Here is a 17,480-nt window from a genome sequence, read left to right as displayed (position 1 = left end):
GGGACGCGTCTCAGCTGGACGCCTGCGTGAGGGTGAAGGCGATGTCGTTGAGGTCGACACTCTGCGTCGCACCCGTGCGACCGGTCGTGCCGGGCTTGAAGGTGATCGTGAGGGTCGCCGTCGCCGCACCGCTGTTGGCCGAGGTCAGTCGGTAGGTGTTGGTGCCGGTGGCGGTGCCGTAACCGGCGACCGACAGCGCGATGTCGAGGTTGCCGCCCAGCGCGCCGGAGGTGAAGGTCGACCCCACCTCGGCCTTGAGGTCGGCGGCGATCGTGTTGCCCACCAGCGTCACGTCGAGGGGCTGCGTCAGCGTCAGGACGTCCCCCGGGACGATCTTCACCGTCGTGAGGTTGGCGACCGGTTGAGCCGTTCCGAGCACGCCCTTCAGCGTCCAGCTTCCCGTTCCCAGCGACAGGTTGAGGTCACCGGCGCTGACCGGGCCGGCGGTGAGGGCGGTCTGAGTGGACCAGTAAGCGTACGACCCTCCCCCCACCGAGAGCAGGGCGGCCCCGACGGTGATGAGCGCGATCGCGGTCGCGCGTCGATGGCGACGGACGGGGCGCGCAGCGCGGGAGGCGCGGGTGGGGGATGCTGTTTCGAGTGACATGACGACTCCTGGGGCCACGGCGACGGGGTTGCGACCGAAGCTAGAGCGGAGCGCGTCGCGAGCCGCTACCGATTCGCCGACCGGGGCTACGGCTGTCTCCTCGGCCCAGTAGTCGCCAGTAGTGCGCCCGTGCGGTTAACCTCGGCGCATGACGATCGCACCCGACGCCTCCCTGCTCGCCCTCGACGGCGCCGTGCCCTCCGTGCACGACACCGCGTTCGTGGCATCCGGGGCACGTATCGTCGGCGACGTCCGGCTCGGGGAGGGCGCGAGCGTCTGGTACAACGCCGTGCTGCGCGGGGACAGCGCGTCGATCGTTGTGGGTGCGCGCAGCAACCTGCAGGACAACGTCTCGGTGCACGTCGACGCCGGGCACGGCGTCGTGATCGGTGCCGACGTCTCGGTGGGGCACAACGCCGTCGTGCACGGCTGCGAGATCGGCGACGGCTCGCTCATCGGCATGGGGAGCGTCGTGCTCTCGGGGGCGCGGATCGGGGCGGGGTGTCTGATCGCCGGGGGAGCGGTGGTGCTCGAGGGGACGGTGGTGCCCGACGGCTCGCTCGTGGCGGGAGTGCCCGCGAAGGTGCGCCGAGCGCTCAGCGACGACGAACGCGCGGGTATCCTCCGAAACGCCCAGACCTATCTGCGGCACACGTCGCGTCACGCCGACGCGCGGCGCGTGTGAGGGCGACCGCGGACGCTCTCCTCCGACGGACGCCCCGCGCATCGCCGCGCCCTGACGCCATCGTTCCGCAGCGCTGAAGGCCGTGACGGGTTGCCGGGGCTGAGCAGCTCGGGCGAGTTGAGCGCTCAGCCCGCGAACTCGAGGGCGCCACCCGCGAATGACACGCCCGTGGGCAGCTGAGAGTCGGATTCCGGGGCCTTCACAGGGAAGTCGAGTTCGAACGGGCCGACGGCATCGCCAGCACCCGTGTACGACACGGAGTAACGGCCGGGAAGCAGCGAGGTGTAGCTTGCCGCCGTCCCCACCTCGATCTCGAGCGCGTCGGACACGGTGACCCGACCGTCGCCGGCGGCCGACCGCAGGATCGTCGGCGTGCCCGACCATCCCTCGATGAGCGATCGGTCTCCGCTCGCCATGACGAGATCCAGCTCTCGGTCGTCCGAGCCCAGCCGGTAGTCGACCTGGACGTAGACGGTGCCCTGGCTTTCCGTCGCGACCGCGATGCGCGCGTCCTGAGGACGCTCTAGGGCCGACGAATAGAAGTCGTCCGTCAACGCGTCGGCGGGGAAGCTGGACCTGTCGGCGAGATACGTCGACGCCTGCTGCGCGTCGCCGTTCTGGAGAGCGTCCATGAAGGCTTCGACGGTCTTGCGTTCGGCGGAGAACTCGCCGCCGGCATCAGTTCCCCCGCTGCACGCGGCGAGACCGACGATCAACGAGACGGTCGCCGCCCCCGTCATCGTTCGCCACACCGCACGCCGTCTCTGATTCTGTATTTTCGGCCTCATTTCCGCTGCAGCGAGGCAGTGCGCCCCCCAGCAACGTAGCAAGCGCGCAGATGATCGTCGAAGAGGCGCGGGATAGGTCCCATCACAGGCGCGTCCGAGCATCGACATGCGCTCGACAGGCGAAGCCGAACGCGGAACGTCTCCGCTGGTCATCACGGGGCACAGGAAACACCCAGGAAGCCACGTCGCGCGCTAATGTCCGATGCGTACGGCATCAACAGCAGCGTTCTGGAGGATCCATGTCCGTCGAATACAACCGCCCCGCGTCCGGCCCCGTTCCCGGTCGCACCCTGGGCATCGTCGCGCTCGTCGTGGCGATCTTCTTCAATGTCATCGGCCTGATCCTGGGCATCGTCGCACTCGTGCAGAGCCGTAAGGCGGGGCACAAGAACGGTTTCGCCGTCGCGGCGATCATCGTCGGCGCCGTGCTCACGGTCATCGGCATCATCGTGGCGATCGTCGTGGTCTCGGCCATTGGCTTCGGCGCCGCGGCGTACCAGGCGTGCGAGGTCGCCGGGTTCACCGGCACCGTCGTCGTGAACGGCAACGAGGTCGCCTGCAACACGCTCGGCGGCTGATCACCGTCGAATGAAGAACGGCCCGCCCCCGAGGGGGCGGGCCGTTGTTCGTGATGGAGGGGCTGACGAGAATCGAACTCGCATCATCTGTTTGGAAGACAGAGGCTTTACCACTAAGCTACAGCCCCGAATTACGCCGCTCGGATCGAGCCGCGAAGTCGGACTCGTCTACTGTACGACACGGCGCAGGCGGCCGCGAACGCACCGCGCGTCGGAGGCGTGGGTCGGCGGCCGATTTCACCCCGCACCGCGAGAAAACCGGTGCTCCCAGGCCGATCGACTAGACTTTCCGAGGTCGTTTCGTCGAACGCGTTCGCGCGCGTCGCCCCGGGGCGTAGCTCAGCTTGGTAGAGCGCCCGCTTTGGGAGCGGGAGGCCGCAGGTTCAAATCCTGTCGCCCCGACGCAACGGCCCCACAGACCACAGGCCCACACGGCCCCCGCGTGCGCGCGGGCCACACGAGGAGAACACACCGCATGGTCAACAGCACCGTCGAGCAGCTCAGCCCCACCCGGGTCAAGCTCCACATCACGGTCTCGCCCGACGAGCTCAAGCCGAGCATCGCCCACGCCTACGAGCACATCGCCCGCGACGTGCAGATACCCGGCTTCCGCAAGGGCAAGGTCCCCGCTCCCATCATCGACCAGCGCATGGGACGCGGCGCGGTCATCGAGCACGCCGTCAACGAGGGTCTCGACGGGTTCTACCGTCAGGCCGTCGAGGCGCAGGACCTCCGCGTCATCGGCCGCCCGAGCGCCGAGATCGTCGAGCTGCCCGAGCTGAAGGACTTCTCCGGCGACCTCGTCGTCGATGTCGAGGTCGACGTGCGCCCCGAGTTCGAGCTGCCCGCCTACGACACCATCACGGTGACCGTCGACGCCGCCGAGGCCGATGAGGCCGGCATCGACGCCGAGCTCGACCGTCTGCGCGCCCGCTTCGGCACGCTCGTCACGGTCGATCGTCCGGCCGCCACCGGCGACTTCGTCGAGCTCGACCTCGTCGCCACGATCGACGGCAACGAGATCGACCGCGCCGAGGGCGTGTCGTACGAGATCGGCTCCGGCGAGCTGCTCGAGGGCATCGACGAGGCGATCGAGTCCCTCACCGCCGACGAGCAGACCACCTTCCGTTCGAAGCTCGTCGGTGGCGAGCACGCCGGAGAAGAGGCCGAGGTGGCCGTCACGATCAAGGCCGTCAAGGAGCGCGAGCTCCCCGACGCCGACGACGACTTCGCCCAGATGGCATCCGAGTTCGACACCATCGCCGAGCTCCGTGAGTCGCTCAGCGAGCGCGTGTCGCAGCAGGCCGTCTTCACGCAGGGCTCGGCCGCGCGCGACAAGTTCATCGACGCGCTCCTGGAGGCCGTCGAGATCCCCGTGCCCCCGCAGCTCATCGAAGACGAGGTGCACAACCACCTCGAGGGTGAGAACCGCCTCGAGGACGACGAGCACCGCGCCGAGGTCACCGAGGCGAGCGAGAAGCAGTTCCGCACGCAGATGGTGCTCGACAAGATCGCCGAAGACGCGAACGTCCAGGTGTCGCAGGACGAGCTGACGCAGTACCTCATCCAGTCGGCCGCGCAGTACAACATGGCGCCGCAGGACTTCGTCAACGCCCTGCAGCAGGGCAACCAGCTGCCGGCGCTCGTCGGCGAGGTCGCCCGTAACAAGGCGCTCGCGATCGCTCTCGGCAAGGTCACCGTCGTCGACACCGACGGCAAGCCCGTCGACCTGACCGGTTTCGTCGCCGTCGAGGGCGAAGAGCCCGCCGAGGGTGACGAGGACGAGGCCGTCGAGACCGACGAGGCCCCCGCAGCGGAAGAGGCCCCCGCGAAGGCTCCCGCCAAGAAGCGCGCCCCCGCCAAGAAGAAGGCCGCTGCCGACGAGGCTCCCGCCGAGGAGACTCCCGCCGAGGAGGCCCCCGCGAAGGCTCCCGCCAAGAAGCGCGCCCCGGCCAAGAAGAAGGCCGACGCCGCCGACAGCGAGTAAGTCGCGACGAAGGGGGCGGATGCCACGGCATCCGCCCCCTTTCTCGTACCCGGATGCCGTGGGTGTCCGAGACACGCCGTACCGGCGACGCGCGTCACGGCGTGTCGTGGACACCCGCCAGGGGCGGACGGCTCGACGCCGCACGACGAGAGAGGGATGGATGCGTGAGTGACTGGCAGAGCAGAGTGGATGCCGTGTGGGCCGATGAGGCGCTCAGCCCGGATCAAGTGATCGGGCGGATCGACGAGCTCGCCGCCGAGCGGGACCCCGATGACGCCGTGGCGCTCTTCGAGCGCGCCGGAGCGCGAGACTCGGCCGGGATCGAAGACGAGGCCGAGGCGCTGTACCGTCGGGCGCTGGCGATCGGCCTCGACGACGACCGGCGAACGCAGGCCACGATCCAGCTGGCCAGCACGATCCGCAACCTCGGCAAGACCGAGGAGGCTCTCGCAATGCTCCGCGCCGAGTACGAGCGCGAGCCCCGCGGAGCGCTGCACGACGCGGCCGCCGCCTTCTACTCCCTGGCTCTCGTGTCGAGCGGGGAGCCGGAGCGCGCGGCATCCGTCGCTCTTCAGGCGCTCGCGCCGCACCTGCCGCGCTATACCCGTTCCGTGACCGGATACGCGCGAGAAATCGCCGAGAACCCCCGCTGATCCGCCCGCGGCGAACACGGCATCCTGCCCCGGAGCCCGCCGGTAGATTCGTTGCAGATCACCGGAAGAGGAGCACACATGCCCGAACCCCTTATGGCAACGAGCGTCTTCGACAGGCTGCTGAAGGACCGCATCATCTGGCTCGGTTCGGAGGTGCGTGACGAGAACGCGAACGAGATCTGCGCCAAGATCCTGCTGCTCGCGGCAGAAGACCCGCAGAAGGACATCTACCTCTACATCAACTCGCCCGGCGGCTCCATCACGGCCGGTATGGCGATCTACGACACGATGCAGTTCGTGCCGAACGACATCGTCACCGTCGGCATCGGCATGGCGGCGTCGATGGGCCAGCTGCTGCTGACCAGCGGCACCAAGGGCAAGCGCTACATCACGCCGAACGCGCGCGTGCTGCTGCACCAGCCCCACGGCGGCTTCGGCGGCACCTCGAGCGACATCCAGACGCAGGCGCAGCTCATCCTCGACATGAAGCGCCGCCTGGCCGAGATCACCGCGAACCAGACCGGCAAGAGCGTCGAGCAGATCAACGCCGACGGCGACCGGGACCGCTGGTTCACGGCGCAGGAGGCCCTCGAGTACGGCTTCGTCGACCACATGCGCGAGCACGCCACCGACGTCACCGGCGGCGGCGGAACCGCGGCCTGAGGCGAGAGGAAAAGGACACCGACATGAACATCCCCACCTTCGGCGGCGCCGCAGCTCACATGCCCTCGAGCCGCTACGTCCTGCCCCAGTTCGAGGAGCGCACGGCCTACGGCTACAAGCGCCAGGACCCCTACAACAAGCTGTTCGAGGACCGCGTCATCTTCCTGGGCGTCCAGGTCGACGACGCCTCGGCCGACGACGTCATGGCGCAGCTCCTCGTGCTCGAGTCGCAGGACCCCGACCGCGACATCATCATGTACATCAACTCGCCCGGTGGCTCGTTCACGGCCATGACGGCGATCTATGACACGATGCAGTACGTATCGCCGCAGATTCAGACGGTCGTGCTCGGACAGGCCGCCTCCGCGGCATCCGTGCTCCTGGCCGCCGGTGCCCCCGGCAAGCGTCTCGCCCTGCCGAACGCCCGCATCCTGATCCACCAGCCCGCGATGGGCGAGGCTGGTCACGGGCAGGCGTCCGACATCGAGATCCAGGCGCAGGAGATCCTCCGCATGCGCACCTGGCTCGAAGAGACCATGGCCCGTCACACCGGTCAGGACGTCGCCAAGGTCAACAAGGACATCGACCGCGACAAGATCCTCTCGGCGCACGAGGCGATGGAGTACGGCATCGTCGACCAGGTCCTCACGACCCGCAAGCGTCAGCCCGCGGCCCTCACGGCCTGACCCTCGCGTCACGAAGCCCCGCAGACCCGTTTCGGTCTGCGGGGCTTCGTCGTGTGCGGCGCGCCATCGCGTGAGTCGCCAGAAATGGTCGCTTCGGGCGACCCCCAGGCGACGAAAGTCGGCGAGTGACGCGGGGGAGACCGGATGCCACGTGTCCGCCGTCGGCGATCACGACACCGCCGGAAGCGCAAATGCCCTCGGATGTCGCGGGCTCGGGTTAGGCTCGGGTACACACCGGCGGGGGCCGGGTGACGGGAGGAACCGGGATGGCACGCATCGGTGAGAGCGCCGACCTGTTCAAGTGCTCCTTCTGCGGCAAGAGCCAGAAGCAGGTGCAACAGCTGATCGCCGGTCCGGGCGTCTACATCTGCGACGAGTGCGTCGAGCTCTGCAACGAGATCATTGAAGAGCGCATGGCCGAGTCCTCGGCCGGCGAGGTCGCCGAGTTCGATCTGCCCAAGCCCCGCGAGATCTTCTCCTTCCTCGAGGAGTACGTCGTCGGACAGGAGCCCGCGAAGCGCGCTCTGGCGGTCGCCGTCTACAACCACTACAAGCGCGTCCGCGCGCACGGCACGCTCCAGCCCGCCGAGGCGCGCGCCGAAGAGATCGACATCGCCAAGAGCAACATCCTGCTGCTCGGGCCCACGGGCTGCGGCAAGACCTACCTCGCCCAGACGCTCGCGAAGCGCCTGAACGTCCCGTTCGCGGTGGCGGATGCCACGGCCCTCACCGAGGCCGGCTATGTCGGTGAAGACGTCGAGAACATCCTGCTCAAGCTCCTCCAGGCCGCCGACTTCGACGTCAAGCGCGCCGAGCAGGGCATCATCTACATCGACGAGGTCGACAAGATCGCCCGGAAGGCCGAGAACCCCTCGATCACCCGCGATGTGTCGGGCGAGGGCGTGCAGCAGGCGCTGCTGAAGATCCTCGAGGGCACGGTCGCGTCGGTTCCGCCGCAGGGTGGTCGCAAGCACCCGCACCAGGAATTCATCCAGATCGACACGACGAACGTGCTGTTCATCGTGGCGGGAGCCTTCGCCGGACTCGAGGAGATCATCTCGGCCCGCGTGGGCAAGCATGGCGTCGGCTTCGGTGCTCCGCTGCACCGCAAGGAAGACGCGCCCGACCTCTTCAGCGAGGCGCTGCCCGAAGATCTGCACAAGTTCGGCCTGATCCCCGAGTTCATCGGTCGTCTGCCGGTGGTGGCATCCGTCTCGCCCCTCGACCAGGACGCGCTGATGGAGATCCTCACCGCGCCGCGAAACGCTTTGGTCAAGCAGTACCAGCGCATGTTCGAGCTCGACGGTGTTCAGCTCGAGTTCGACGAAGACGCTCTGCGGGCGATCGCCGACCTCGCCGTCGCCCGCAAGACCGGTGCTCGCGGATTGCGCGCAATCCTCGAAGACGTCCTCGGTCCGATCATGTTCGAGGTGCCCTCGGCCGACGACATCGCGAAGGTCGTCATCACGCGCGCGTCCGTCGAAGACGGAGCGCAGCCGACGATCGTGCTGGCGCAGAAGCGGCGGAGTGCGTAACCCGCTTCGCTCACACTTTCACCTAGGGACCGGGGGGACCGAGTGGATGTCGACACCGACCAGCTCTCCCTTGCGCAGCAGGTGCTGGAGAGGCAAGCCGGATACGGGCAGGCGATCGGGGAGCACCTCGAATCGTATGCCCGCCTGAACGCGGGAGAGCTGGGCCTCATCCTGCAGTTGTTCCAGCCGATCAGCGACGGCATCGTCGACGTGGGGAAGCGCGTCGCCGACATGTCGTCGCAGGCTTTCGGCATCGGCACCGAGCGGATGGGCGAGACGGTCGCCGCCTATCGCGCCGCCGAGCAGTCGGCGCACGACGCGATCGCTCAGGTCGCCGCGTCGCTCGGCATCAACACTCCGCCCTCCTCGCCGGGGACCGCGCCGACTCTCGGCGCGCCGCGATCGAGGCGGAGGAGCGCCGAGAGGCGGACGAGCGTCGCGCCGCCCGTGCGCGCGCCGGCGAGATGGGGGCAGAATGGCGCACCGTGCAGTCGCGTATCGACCTCGGTGAGACCAGCCTCGAAGCGATTTTCCGCGGCGAGGACCAGACTTCCGCCGCACAGGCTCTGCGGAAGATGACAGCCCAGAATCTCCGCGCACTGCGCGAGTCGTGGAACGAGGTCGACGAGGACGTCGCGGACGACGACGATCGTCCCTCACCCGACGCCGAGTTCGACGCCGCCGTTCGACAATCGCACGAGCGCTACACCGAAGCCCTGGCCAAGATCCGTGACGCGCTCGACCTCGCGCGTCGCGACGTGTGAAGGGGGAGCCCCGCTCATGACGTCCTTTTCGATCACGCCCGATCGGCTCGTAGAGACGGCTTCGTCCATCGACGCCGCCGCTCAGCGCACCGCCGCCGAGACAGTGACACTCGCCTCTGCACGCAACGCCCTCCTCGGGGGGTGGCAGGGTGACGCGGCTGACGCGTACGCCGCCAAGCAGGGGGAGTGGCTCTCCGAGATGACCCGCATGGCCGATGTCGGCCGCGCGGCCGCTGATGCGGCCCGGACGGCGGCCCAGGCCTACCGCGAAGCCGACGACGCCGTGGGGAGGGCGTGGTCGCTGTGACCATGCGTGGATTCGGAGAAGACGCCCACGTCGGTCCCGTCCGATGGAACGGACTGACGCGGGGCGGGGCGCGGATGCTCGTTCGTGACGAGCCCGCCGCGGCGGTCCGCCGCGCCGTGGATGCGCTCATCGCGGCGGGATTCTCCGACGGGGGTGACGCCTTCGCCACCGCGATCCAAGAGAGCGGGTCGGAGTGGGTCGCCCGCGACGTCCGCCTCGGCGACGTGGCGAAGTCGTGGAAGCGCGGAGTCGTCGAGTTCTTCGCGGAGGGGACGGGGTTGGAGTTCTTCCCCAAATTCTGGAGGGGAGCCACTCCCACCGTGGTCGTCGCATGTGCACGACGGACGACCAAGGGGGCGGAGTTGCTCGTCTACCCCCACTATTCGGTGCGCGGCGGTGCCGATCGCAATGACGCGGCGCCTCTCGTCCGTCGGGCGGTTCAGGGCCTTTCCGACGCGTACGAAGGGTCGGGGGCTCTCATCTCGAGTGAGAAGCTGCTCTCCATCAAGAACGACGGCTCACCGGCGTCGCAAGCCGTCGTGCGCGAGGTGCTCGGCTGGCGCTGACGCGCACGGCATCATGGTGAGGGTGCTCTCCGACCTCGATCTGCCCACGACCGTCACCGCCCGTATCGGCGAGGTGACCGTCCGCCGGGCGACGCAGACCGACCTGCCCGCCTTGATGGCGCTTCTGGCAGATGACCCCGTCAGTGCCGCGCGCGGCGATCGCGCCGACGCCTCGGACGAGCGAACGTATGCCACCGCCTTGCGGAGCGTCCTCGAGGCGCCGTTGAACGATCTGATCGTCGTCGACGACGCGGCGGGTGAGGTGATCGGCACCCTGCAACTCACCGTCATCCCTGGCATGGCACGTCAGGGAGCCACCCGGCTGCTCGTCGAGGCGGTCAGGGTGTCTTCGGGTGTGCGTTCCGGGGGGATCGGCAGCGCGGTGATGCGCTGGGTAATGCATGTCGCCGCACCCGCAACCGGCGCGGCCCTCGTGCAACTCACCTCCGACGCCGCTCGCGTCGACGCCCACCGGTTCTACACCCGGCTCGGCTTCGCCGACTCTCACATCGGCTTCAAGTACTCCGTCGGGAGCTGACCCCGCCCTGGGGCCCCGGGCCGCGAGAGCGCCTCAGCCGGCGAGACCGCGACGTTCCAGCAGCGGCTGGATCTTGGCATCCCGACCTCGGAAGTCGCGATACGCGGCGAGAGGATCGCCGGAACCACCGACGCCCAGCAGCCGCTGGCGGAAGCGATCGCCGTTCTCGCGCGTGAGTCCGCCGTTCTCGCGGAACCACTCCACGGTGTCGGCGTCGAGCACCTCGCTCCAGATGTAGGAGTAGTACCCGGCGCTGTAGCCGCCCGAGAACACGTGCGCGAAGTACGTCGAGGCGTAACGCGTGGGAACCGCCGGGTTGTCGAGCCCGATGTCGGCAAGGGCCCGCGCCTCGAACTCCGCCACGTCGATGTCGGCCGAGGCCTCATCGACCGAGAGTCCGTGCCATGCCTGGTCGATCCAGGATGCCGCGAGGTACTCGCTCGTGGCGAAGCCCTGGTTGAAGGCCTCCGAGGCGTGAAGGCGCTCGACGACGTCGGCGGGGAGAGGCTCGCCGGTGTCGATGTGACGGGCGTAGTTCGACAGGATCTCCGGCCACAGGATCCACATCTCGTTCACCTGGCTGGGGAACTCGACGAAGTCGCGGTAGACGGCCGTGCCGGCGAAGTGGGGATAGGTGACGGTGGCGAAGAGGCCGTGCAAGGCGTGACCGAACTCGTGGAAGAGGGTGGTGACCTCATCCAGCGTCAGCAGCGTCGGGGTGCCGGGGGCGGGCTTGTTCACGTTGAGGTTGTTGACGACGACCGGGGCCGTGCCGCGGATGGCCGACTGCGTCACGATCGAGTTCATCCACGCGCCGCCGCGCTTGGTGTCACGGGTGTAGAGGTCGAGCAGGAACAGTCCGAGCTCGGTGCCGTCGGCGTTGTGCACCTCGAAGACGCGCACGTCGGGGTGGTAGCCCTGCAGATCGTGCCGCTCCGATACGCGGATGCCGTAGAGCTGCTCCGCCGCGAAGAACACGCCGTCGCGCAGCACGCGCTCGGCCTCGAACCACGGGCGCAGCGCCGCACGGTCGAGGTCGTAGCGCTCCGCGCGCACCTTCTCGGTGTAGAAAGCCCAGTCGTGGGCCTCTATCCGGATGCCGTCGGCGTCCGCGATCCGCTGCAGCGCCTCCTGCTCGGAGCGGGCGTTGGCGGCAGCAGGGGCGGCGAGCCGGCGGAGGAGGTCGCGGGCGGCATCCGGGGATCCCGCCGTCTGATCGGCGAGGACGGCAGCGGCGTGGGAGGGGTAGCCGAGCAGAGCGGCGCGCTCGGCGCGCAGGCGGGCGATGTCGCGGAGTACCGGGCGGTTGTCGTGGGCGTTGCCGCGGATCGCGCGGGAGCGCGAGGCCTCGAGCAGGCGGCGGCGACTCTCGCGGTTCGTCAGCGAGGCGAGCAGCGGGTGACCGGTGTACAGGGTGAGGGTGACGACGTAGCGGCCGTCCAGTCCGCGGCTCGTCGCGGCCTGAGCGGCGGCCGACAGCTCGCCCTCGCTGAGACCGTCGAGCTCGGCTGCGGTGTCGAAGACCACGGCGAGGTCGTTGGTGTCGGCGAGGAGGTTCTTCTCGAAGGTGTTGGTGAGCACCGAGAGCTCCTGATTGAGCCCGGTCAGGCGCTGCTTCTCGGAGTCGTCGAGTGCGGCCCCGGCGAGCGACATCTCGCGGTGGTGACGTTCGACGAGGTAGCGCGACTCGGCGTCGAGGTCGAGCTCGTCGAGCTGGGCGTGCACGGCGGCGACGCGGGCGAAGAGCGCCGTATCGAGCTGGATGGCGTCGCGGTGGGCCGACATCAGCGGTGCGAGTTCTTCTTCGATGGCCTGGATCTCCGGGGTGCCGTCGGCACCGGTGACCGTGTAGAACGTGCGGCTCACACGACCGAGCACCTCGCCGCTGCGTTCGAGCGCGATCAGCGTGTTCTCGAACGTGGGCGGGTCGGTCTGCGCGGTGATCGCGTCGATCTCGGCGCGCTGGGCGGCGAAGCCGGCGTGGAACGCGGGCAGATAGTGCTCCGCGCGGATGCTGCCGTACGGGGGCAGGTCGTAGGGGAGGGAGGGCGGCGCGAGGAGGGGATTGGGGGAATCCGTCATCGGTCCAGCCTAGGCCGAGGTCCGGCGCAGATCGCGGCACAGCGTGAGCCCGTCCCGGTGGCGTCGACAGGCTCAGCCACCTCGCCGGCGGAGGTCCCTGAGCGTGTCGAAGGGACCGGGACCTGCGCGTCTGGTGGCGTCGACACGCTCAGCCACCTCCCCGGCGGAGGTCCCTGAGCCTGTCGAAGGGACCGGGGCACCTCGACGCCGAACGGGAAAGCCCGCCGACCGCCCGAAGGCGGCGGCGGGCTCGACGGCCGGAGCGGGCGACTCAGGCGAACTCGGCGTCGTCGTCGTAACGCACGACGACCTCGCCCGATGCCTCCTGCGACACGATGACCCCCGTGTCGAGCTCGGCGACGGGCCGCCCCTCGAGGAAGGTCAGCGTCCACCGCGGGGCGGGGGCGCTCAGGCCGTCGGGGTTGAGCGCGGCCTCGACCGCGGCGATCTGCGCGTGCAGCGCCTCGGGAACGGCCTTCGGCGGCTGCTCACGGGCGGTCCAACGGGTTCCGAGCTGCATCAGTCCTCCTGGGGTGCGAACACGATGTCGGTGACGGTGGTGGAGTCGCCCTCGGCGAAGGCGATCGTCTCGATGCGACCCACGGCGCGCAGGTCGCCCTCGGCGAGACGCAGCGCCTCGACGTTCGGACCGGCCACGGTGAGGGAGGTCACGGGCGTCTTCTGCGAGGCCTTGGCCTCGGTCTTGGCGCGACGGATGCCGATGAGCGCGGCGCTCACGGCCGTGAGCACGGCCGGGTCGCCCTCGATGCCCAGCGGCTCGGGCCACGCGGCGGTGTGCACCGAGCCCTCCTCGAACCACGACCACACCTCCTCCGACGCGAACGACAGCACGGGAGCGAACAGGCGCACGAGCGTCGACAGGGCCGTGCGCAGCGCGAGGGCGGCCGAGGCCTGACCCACGTCGGACTGGTCGTAGGCGCGCTCCTTGACGAGCTCGAGGTAGTCGTCGCAGAACGTCCAGAAGAACGACTCCGTGATCTCCAGCGCCCGCGCGTGGTCGTAGGCCTCGAAGGCGGCCGTCGCGTCGCGCACCACGGCATCCAGGGTCGAGAGCATCGACGCGTCGAGCGCGTGCGTCACCTCGGCGCCCTCGGGCACGGGGAACGACAGCACGAACTTCGCCGCGTTCAGCAGCTTGATGGCCAGGCGGCGGCCGATCTTCACCTGCGTGGGGTTCTGCGGGTCGAAGGCCGCGTCGGTGCCGAGACGGCTGGATGCCGACCAGTAGCGCACCGCGTCGGAGCCGTGCTGCTTCAGGATGTCGGCGGGCGTGACGACGTTGCCCTTCGACTTCGACATCTTCTTGCGGTCGGGGTCGACGATGAAGCCAGAGATCGCGGCATCCGTCCAGGGGCTGCGGTCGTCTTCGAGGGCGCTGCGCAGCATGGTCGAGAAGAGCCACGTGCGGATGATGTCCTGGCCCTGCGGGCGCAGGTCGAACGGCGAGACGAGGTTCCACAGCTCCTCGTCGCGCTGCCAGCCACCGGCGAGCTGCGGGGTGAGCGAGGAGGTCGCCCACGTGTCGAGGATGTCGCGCTCGGCGTCGAACCCTCCGGCAACGCCCCGCTGGTCCTCGGTGTAGCCCGGGGGCACATCGACCGTGGGGTCAACGGGGAGCGACGCGAGATCGGGGGTGAGCACGCGGGAGTAGTCCCGCTCGCCGCTGTCGTCGAGGCCGTACCAGACCGGGATCGGCACGCCAAAGAAGCGCTGGCGCGACACGAGCCAGTCGCCGGTGAGGCCGTTGGTCCAGTTCTCGAAGCGCACGCGCATGAAGTCCGGATGCCACGACATCTCGCGACCGAGGGCCACCAGACGCTCGCGCAGCTCGGCGTCGCGCGCGCCGTTGCGGATGTACCACTGCCGCGTCGACACGATCTCGAGCGGTCGGTCGCCCTTCTCGAAGAACTTCACGGGGTGCGTGAACGGGTTCGGGGCACCCTCCATGGCGCCGGATTCCTGCAGGAGCTCGACGATGCGCTTCTTGGCGCTGAACACGGTCTTGCCGGCGAGTTCGTCGTACGCCGCCTTCGCGGCATCCGTCACGATCACGTCGGGGGCGTCGGCGACGATCCGCCCGTCTTTGCCGATGATCGTGCGGTTGGGGAGATCGAGCTCGCGCCACCAGATGATGTCGGTCACGTCGCCGAAGGTGCAGATCATGGCGATACCCGACCCCTTGTCCTTCTGCGCGAGCGGGTGGGCGAGCACGGGCACCTCGACGTCGAACAGCGGGGTGCGCACGGTGGTGCCGAACAGCGGCTGGTAGCGCTCGTCGTCGGGGTTCGCCACGAGGGCTACACACGCTGCGAGGAGCTCGGGGCGGGTGGTCTCGATGAACACGTCGCCCGAGCCGTCGGTCTTGGCGAAACCCACACGGTGGTAGGCGGCGGGCTGGTCGCGGTCCTCGAGCTCGGCCTGGGCGATCGCGGAGCGGAAGTCCACGTCCCACAGCGTCGGCGCCAGGGCCTGGTACGCCTCGCCGCGCTCGATGTTGCGCAGGAATGCCAGCTGGCTCGTGCGGATCGAGTCGTCGGAGATCGTGCGGTAGGTCTGCGTCCAATCGACGCTGAGGCCCAGCTCGCGGAAGAGGTCTTCGAACTGCTTCTCGTCTTCGACCGTCAGCTGCTCGCACAGCTCGATGAAGTTGCGGCGGCTGATGGGCACCTGATCGGCGGCCTTGCTGCTCTTGTTGTCGCCGCCCGCGAACGGCGGGGTGAAGTCGGCGTCGTAGGGGAGCGAGGGATCGCAGCGCACGCCGTAGTAGTTCTGCACGCGGCGCTCGGTGGGCAGGCCGTTGTCGTCCCAGCCCATCGGGTAGAACACCGTCTTGCCGCGCATGCGCTCGAAGCGCACCTTCACGTCGGTGTGCGTGAACGAGAACACGTGCCCGATGTGCAGGCTTCCGGATGCCGTCGGCGGCGGCGTGTCCACGGAGTAGACGCCCTGGCGGCCGGCCTCGGCGGCGCGCAGGCGGTCGAAGACATAGGTGCCGCGCTCGCGCCACGCGGCGTCCCACTTCTGCTCGAGGCCTTCCAGCGCGGGCTTGTCGGGGATCGTGGCCATGGAAAAACTCCTCGAGCGATATGGGCGGCACTGTGTGAGCGTGCCTGATGGGTGCGGCATCCATCGTATCGGGCCGGGGTCCTCGTGTCGGGGCACGCGCGGACGTGTGCCGTGCCGGCTGTGCGGCCCCGCGTGCGGCGACGGGGCGCGGCTGCGCGAAAGTGCGCATCGCGGAGGGTGTGGGCGCAACGCCACCACTCGACGCGGAGCACGGGCGCCTCAGCGCGGCCGCGCGGCCGCGAACTGCGGACTTTCCGCACCCGGTCCAGGAACGCGGGTAGGCTGGGGGTTCCCCCACCGAAGACTTCGAGGTTTCGTCATGCCTTCTCAGCTTTCCCGGCGCGTGCTCTCGGCCGTGGCCGTCGGCGCGGTCGCCGCTCTGTCTCTCTCCGCCTGCGCGGGGACCGACCCGGCGGCGTCCGGTGACGGCGAGATCGTCTGGGCGATCGAGGGCGCGAACCTCTCGGCCGGCAAGATGGACCCGCAGACCAGCCAGCTCGACGTCACCGCCATGGTGCAGCGCGCCGTGCTCGACTCGCTCGTGTTCCAGGAGCCCGACGGATCATTCTCGCCGTGGCTCGCCGAGTCGTGGGACATCGAGGACGACGGTGCGAGCTACCTCTTCCGCCTGCGCACCGACGTGACCTTCCACGACGGCACGCCCTTCGACGCCGCCGCCGTCAAGGCGAACTTCGATCGCATCGTCGACCCCGACACCGCCTCCGCCCAGGCCGCGAGCATGCTGGGCGGCGACCTGTACGCGGGCACCGACGTCGTCGACGAGCACACCGTGCGCGTGCGCTTCACGCAGCCCTACGCGCCGTTCCTGCAGGCCGCGAGCACCGCGCTGCTCGGCTTCTACTCGCCGACCGTGCTCGAGACCAAGGCCGACCAGCTCGCCGCGGGCGGCCCCGACGTCACCGTCGGCACGGGTCCGTTCGAACTGACCGAGTACACGCCCGATCAGGACATCGTCTACACCCGCAACGACGACTACACGTGGGGTCCCGACGGGGCCGGCGCGCCCGCCTTCAAGACGCTCCGCGTCGACATCCTCCCCGAGGCCTCGGTGCGCGTGGGGGCGCTCTCCAGCGGCCAGGCCGACGTGGTGACCAACCTGCCCCCGAACCTCGTGTCGCAGGTGCCCGCCGACGACACCGTGCAGTCGATCGCCTACCCCGGGCTGCCCTACTCGCTGTTCCTGAACGAGAAGTACGGCGTCTTCGCCGACGAGAAGGTGCGCCAGGCGTTCACCCGGGCGATCGACGTCGACACGGCCGTGGACGAGATCTTCTTCGGCCAGTACCCGCGGGCATGGAGCATCCTCGGCGCCACCACCCCCGGCTACGACGCGAGCCTCGAGAACTCCTGGCCCTTCGACCAGGCGGAGGCGAACGCCCTGCTCGACGAGGCCGGCTGGACGGGACGGGATGCCGACGGCATCCGCACCAAGGACGGACAGCGTCTCACCGCCCGCTGGATCGCCTGGACCCCCGTGCCCGACGACCGCGCCGCCCTGGCCAACGCCGTGCAGAGCGACCTGAAGACCGTGGGCTTCGACCTGCAGCGCGAGGTTCTCGAGCCCGGTGCCTACAACGAGCAGTACGGACCGAAGACCTACGACGTGACCGACTGGGGCTTCTCGGGCGTCGACCCCGACCTGCTGCGCAGCCACCTCGCCACCGACGGCTTCCAGAACGCGTCCCAGGTGAGCGACCCGGCGATGGACGCGCTGCTCGAACAGGGCGCCTCGACCACGGATGCCGCCGCGCGCAACGACGTGTACGCCCAGGTGCAGCAGTGGAACGCCGAGCACGCCGCGATCGTGCCTCTGTACAGCCCCACGCTGATCAGCGCCGTGCGTCCCGACGTCACCGGGCTGAGCTTCGACCTGTACGGTCGTCCGCTCTTCGCCACCGCCTCGGTCGGCTGAGTCCACCGCTGACGACGGACC

General features: G+C 69.2%; 18 protein-coding genes and 2 tRNA genes. 14 read left to right on the top strand and 6 right to left on the bottom strand.

Translation table 11 applies throughout. The features are described 5' to 3' along the window. Positions 1 to 10: 10 nt before the first annotated feature. Positions 11 to 607 carry an alternate-type signal peptide domain-containing protein gene (locus RWH44_RS10400; RefSeq protein WP_316004515.1) on the bottom strand — a complete coding sequence of 199 codons (597 nt, stop codon included), beginning with the start codon at positions 605 to 607 and terminating at the stop codon, positions 11 to 13. A gap of 148 nt (positions 608 to 755) precedes the next feature. Between RWH44_RS10400 and RWH44_RS10395 the strand changes: the two genes are divergently transcribed. Then, the gene (locus tag RWH44_RS10395; RefSeq protein WP_316004514.1) at positions 756 to 1,292 is read left to right on the top strand and encodes a gamma carbonic anhydrase family protein; all 537 of its coding nucleotides are present in this window, start codon (positions 756 to 758) and stop codon (positions 1,290 to 1,292) included. Positions 1,293 to 1,417: 125 nt separating this feature from the next. On the opposite strand, the gene RWH44_RS10390 is transcribed toward RWH44_RS10395, so the two are convergent. Next, positions 1,418 to 2,044 carry an outer membrane protein assembly factor BamD gene (locus RWH44_RS10390; protein WP_316004513.1) on the bottom strand — a complete coding sequence of 209 codons (627 nt, stop codon included), beginning with the start codon at positions 2,042 to 2,044 and terminating at the stop codon, positions 1,418 to 1,420. A gap of 275 nt (positions 2,045 to 2,319) precedes the next feature. On the opposite strand from RWH44_RS10390, the gene RWH44_RS10385 reads away from it, so the two are divergent. Further along, positions 2,320 to 2,658 (top strand): DUF4190 domain-containing protein, encoded by a 339-nt coding sequence (locus RWH44_RS10385; RefSeq protein ID WP_298872485.1) that lies wholly within the window; start codon positions 2,320 to 2,322, stop codon positions 2,656 to 2,658. Positions 2,659 to 2,712: 54 nt separating this feature from the next. On the opposite strand, the gene RWH44_RS10380 is transcribed toward RWH44_RS10385, so the two are convergent. Then, positions 2,713 to 2,786, bottom strand: a tRNA-Gly gene (locus tag RWH44_RS10380). Positions 2,787 to 2,986: 200 nt separating this feature from the next. Here RWH44_RS10380 and RWH44_RS10375 point away from each other — a divergent pair. The 11 genes from RWH44_RS10375 (at position 2,987) to RWH44_RS10325 (ending at position 10,357) form a co-directional block, all read left to right on the top strand. Continuing rightward, a tRNA-Pro gene (locus RWH44_RS10375) sits at positions 2,987 to 3,060 on the top strand. 73 nt (positions 3,061 to 3,133) lie between these two features. Continuing rightward, entirely contained in the window at positions 3,134 to 4,645 is a 1,512-nt protein-coding gene (tig, locus tag RWH44_RS10370; protein ID WP_316004512.1) for a trigger factor, read from the top strand. 164 nt (positions 4,646 to 4,809) lie between these two features. Next, positions 4,810 to 5,298 carry a tetratricopeptide repeat protein gene (locus tag RWH44_RS10365; RefSeq protein WP_316004511.1) on the top strand — a complete coding sequence of 163 codons (489 nt, stop codon included), beginning with the start codon at positions 4,810 to 4,812 and terminating at the stop codon, positions 5,296 to 5,298. 78 nt (positions 5,299 to 5,376) lie between these two features. Beyond that, complete coding sequence (locus RWH44_RS10360; protein WP_058231493.1) at positions 5,377 to 5,961, top strand: ATP-dependent Clp protease proteolytic subunit; 585 nt, start codon at positions 5,377 to 5,379, stop codon at positions 5,959 to 5,961. Between the two features lie 23 nt (positions 5,962 to 5,984). Next, positions 5,985 to 6,647: an ATP-dependent Clp protease proteolytic subunit gene (locus tag RWH44_RS10355; protein ID WP_108320609.1), complete on the top strand. Its 663-nt coding sequence runs from the start codon at positions 5,985 to 5,987 to the stop codon at positions 6,645 to 6,647. Between the two features lie 266 nt (positions 6,648 to 6,913). Further along, positions 6,914 to 8,182 (top strand): ATP-dependent Clp protease ATP-binding subunit ClpX, encoded by a 1,269-nt coding sequence (gene clpX, locus RWH44_RS10350; protein ID WP_298872494.1) that lies wholly within the window; start codon positions 6,914 to 6,916, stop codon positions 8,180 to 8,182. Between the two features lie 42 nt (positions 8,183 to 8,224). After that, the gene (locus RWH44_RS10345) at positions 8,225 to 8,761 is read left to right on the top strand and encodes a hypothetical protein (RefSeq protein ID WP_316004510.1); all 537 of its coding nucleotides are present in this window, start codon (positions 8,225 to 8,227) and stop codon (positions 8,759 to 8,761) included. Beyond that, on the top strand, positions 8,758 to 8,946 hold the full coding sequence (locus tag RWH44_RS10340; protein ID WP_316004509.1) for a hypothetical protein: 189 nt from the start codon (positions 8,758 to 8,760) through the stop codon (positions 8,944 to 8,946). The genes RWH44_RS10345 and RWH44_RS10340 overlap by 4 nt, the downstream gene beginning before the upstream one ends. Positions 8,947 to 8,962: 16 nt before the next feature. Further along, on the top strand, positions 8,963 to 9,253 hold the full coding sequence (locus tag RWH44_RS10335; protein WP_316004508.1) for a WXG100 family type VII secretion target: 291 nt from the start codon (positions 8,963 to 8,965) through the stop codon (positions 9,251 to 9,253). A 74-nt stretch (positions 9,254 to 9,327) separates the two neighbouring features. Next, positions 9,328 to 9,819 carry a hypothetical protein gene (locus RWH44_RS10330; RefSeq protein ID WP_316004507.1) on the top strand — a complete coding sequence of 164 codons (492 nt, stop codon included), beginning with the start codon at positions 9,328 to 9,330 and terminating at the stop codon, positions 9,817 to 9,819. A 22-nt stretch (positions 9,820 to 9,841) separates the two neighbouring features. After that, the gene (locus tag RWH44_RS10325; RefSeq protein ID WP_316004506.1) at positions 9,842 to 10,357 is read left to right on the top strand and encodes a GNAT family N-acetyltransferase; all 516 of its coding nucleotides are present in this window, start codon (positions 9,842 to 9,844) and stop codon (positions 10,355 to 10,357) included. Positions 10,358 to 10,390: 33 nt separating this feature from the next. Here RWH44_RS10325 and RWH44_RS10320 read toward each other — a convergent pair whose 3' ends face one another. The 3 genes from RWH44_RS10320 to valS all read right to left on the bottom strand — a co-directional run bounded on the left by RWH44_RS10320 (position 10,391) and on the right by valS (position 15,526). Continuing rightward, entirely contained in the window at positions 10,391 to 12,439 is a 2,049-nt protein-coding gene (locus tag RWH44_RS10320; RefSeq protein WP_316004505.1) for a M3 family metallopeptidase, read from the bottom strand. A 271-nt stretch (positions 12,440 to 12,710) separates the two neighbouring features. After that, a complete protein-coding gene (locus RWH44_RS10315; RefSeq protein ID WP_298872502.1) occupies positions 12,711 to 12,959 on the bottom strand; it encodes a hypothetical protein in 249 nt (82 codons plus the stop codon). Beyond that, positions 12,959 to 15,526 (bottom strand): valine--tRNA ligase, encoded by a 2,568-nt coding sequence (gene valS, locus RWH44_RS10310; RefSeq protein ID WP_316004504.1) that lies wholly within the window; start codon positions 15,524 to 15,526, stop codon positions 12,959 to 12,961. Before valS ends, RWH44_RS10315 begins: the two co-directional genes overlap by 1 nt. 319 nt (positions 15,527 to 15,845) lie before the next feature. Here valS and RWH44_RS10305 point away from each other — a divergent pair, with 319 nt between their 5' ends. Continuing rightward, positions 15,846 to 17,459, top strand: coding sequence for an ABC transporter substrate-binding protein (locus tag RWH44_RS10305; protein ID WP_316004503.1), 1,614 nt, complete (start codon positions 15,846 to 15,848; stop codon positions 17,457 to 17,459). Positions 17,460 to 17,480 lie beyond the last annotated feature (21 nt).

The sequence above is a fragment of the Microbacterium phycohabitans genome (genome assembly GCF_032464935.1).
Taxonomy (GTDB): Bacteria; Actinomycetota; Actinomycetes; order Actinomycetales; family Microbacteriaceae; genus Microbacterium; species Microbacterium phycohabitans.
Note: the sequence above shows the minus strand (reverse complement) of the source record. Positions and strands in the feature narration are given on the sequence as shown.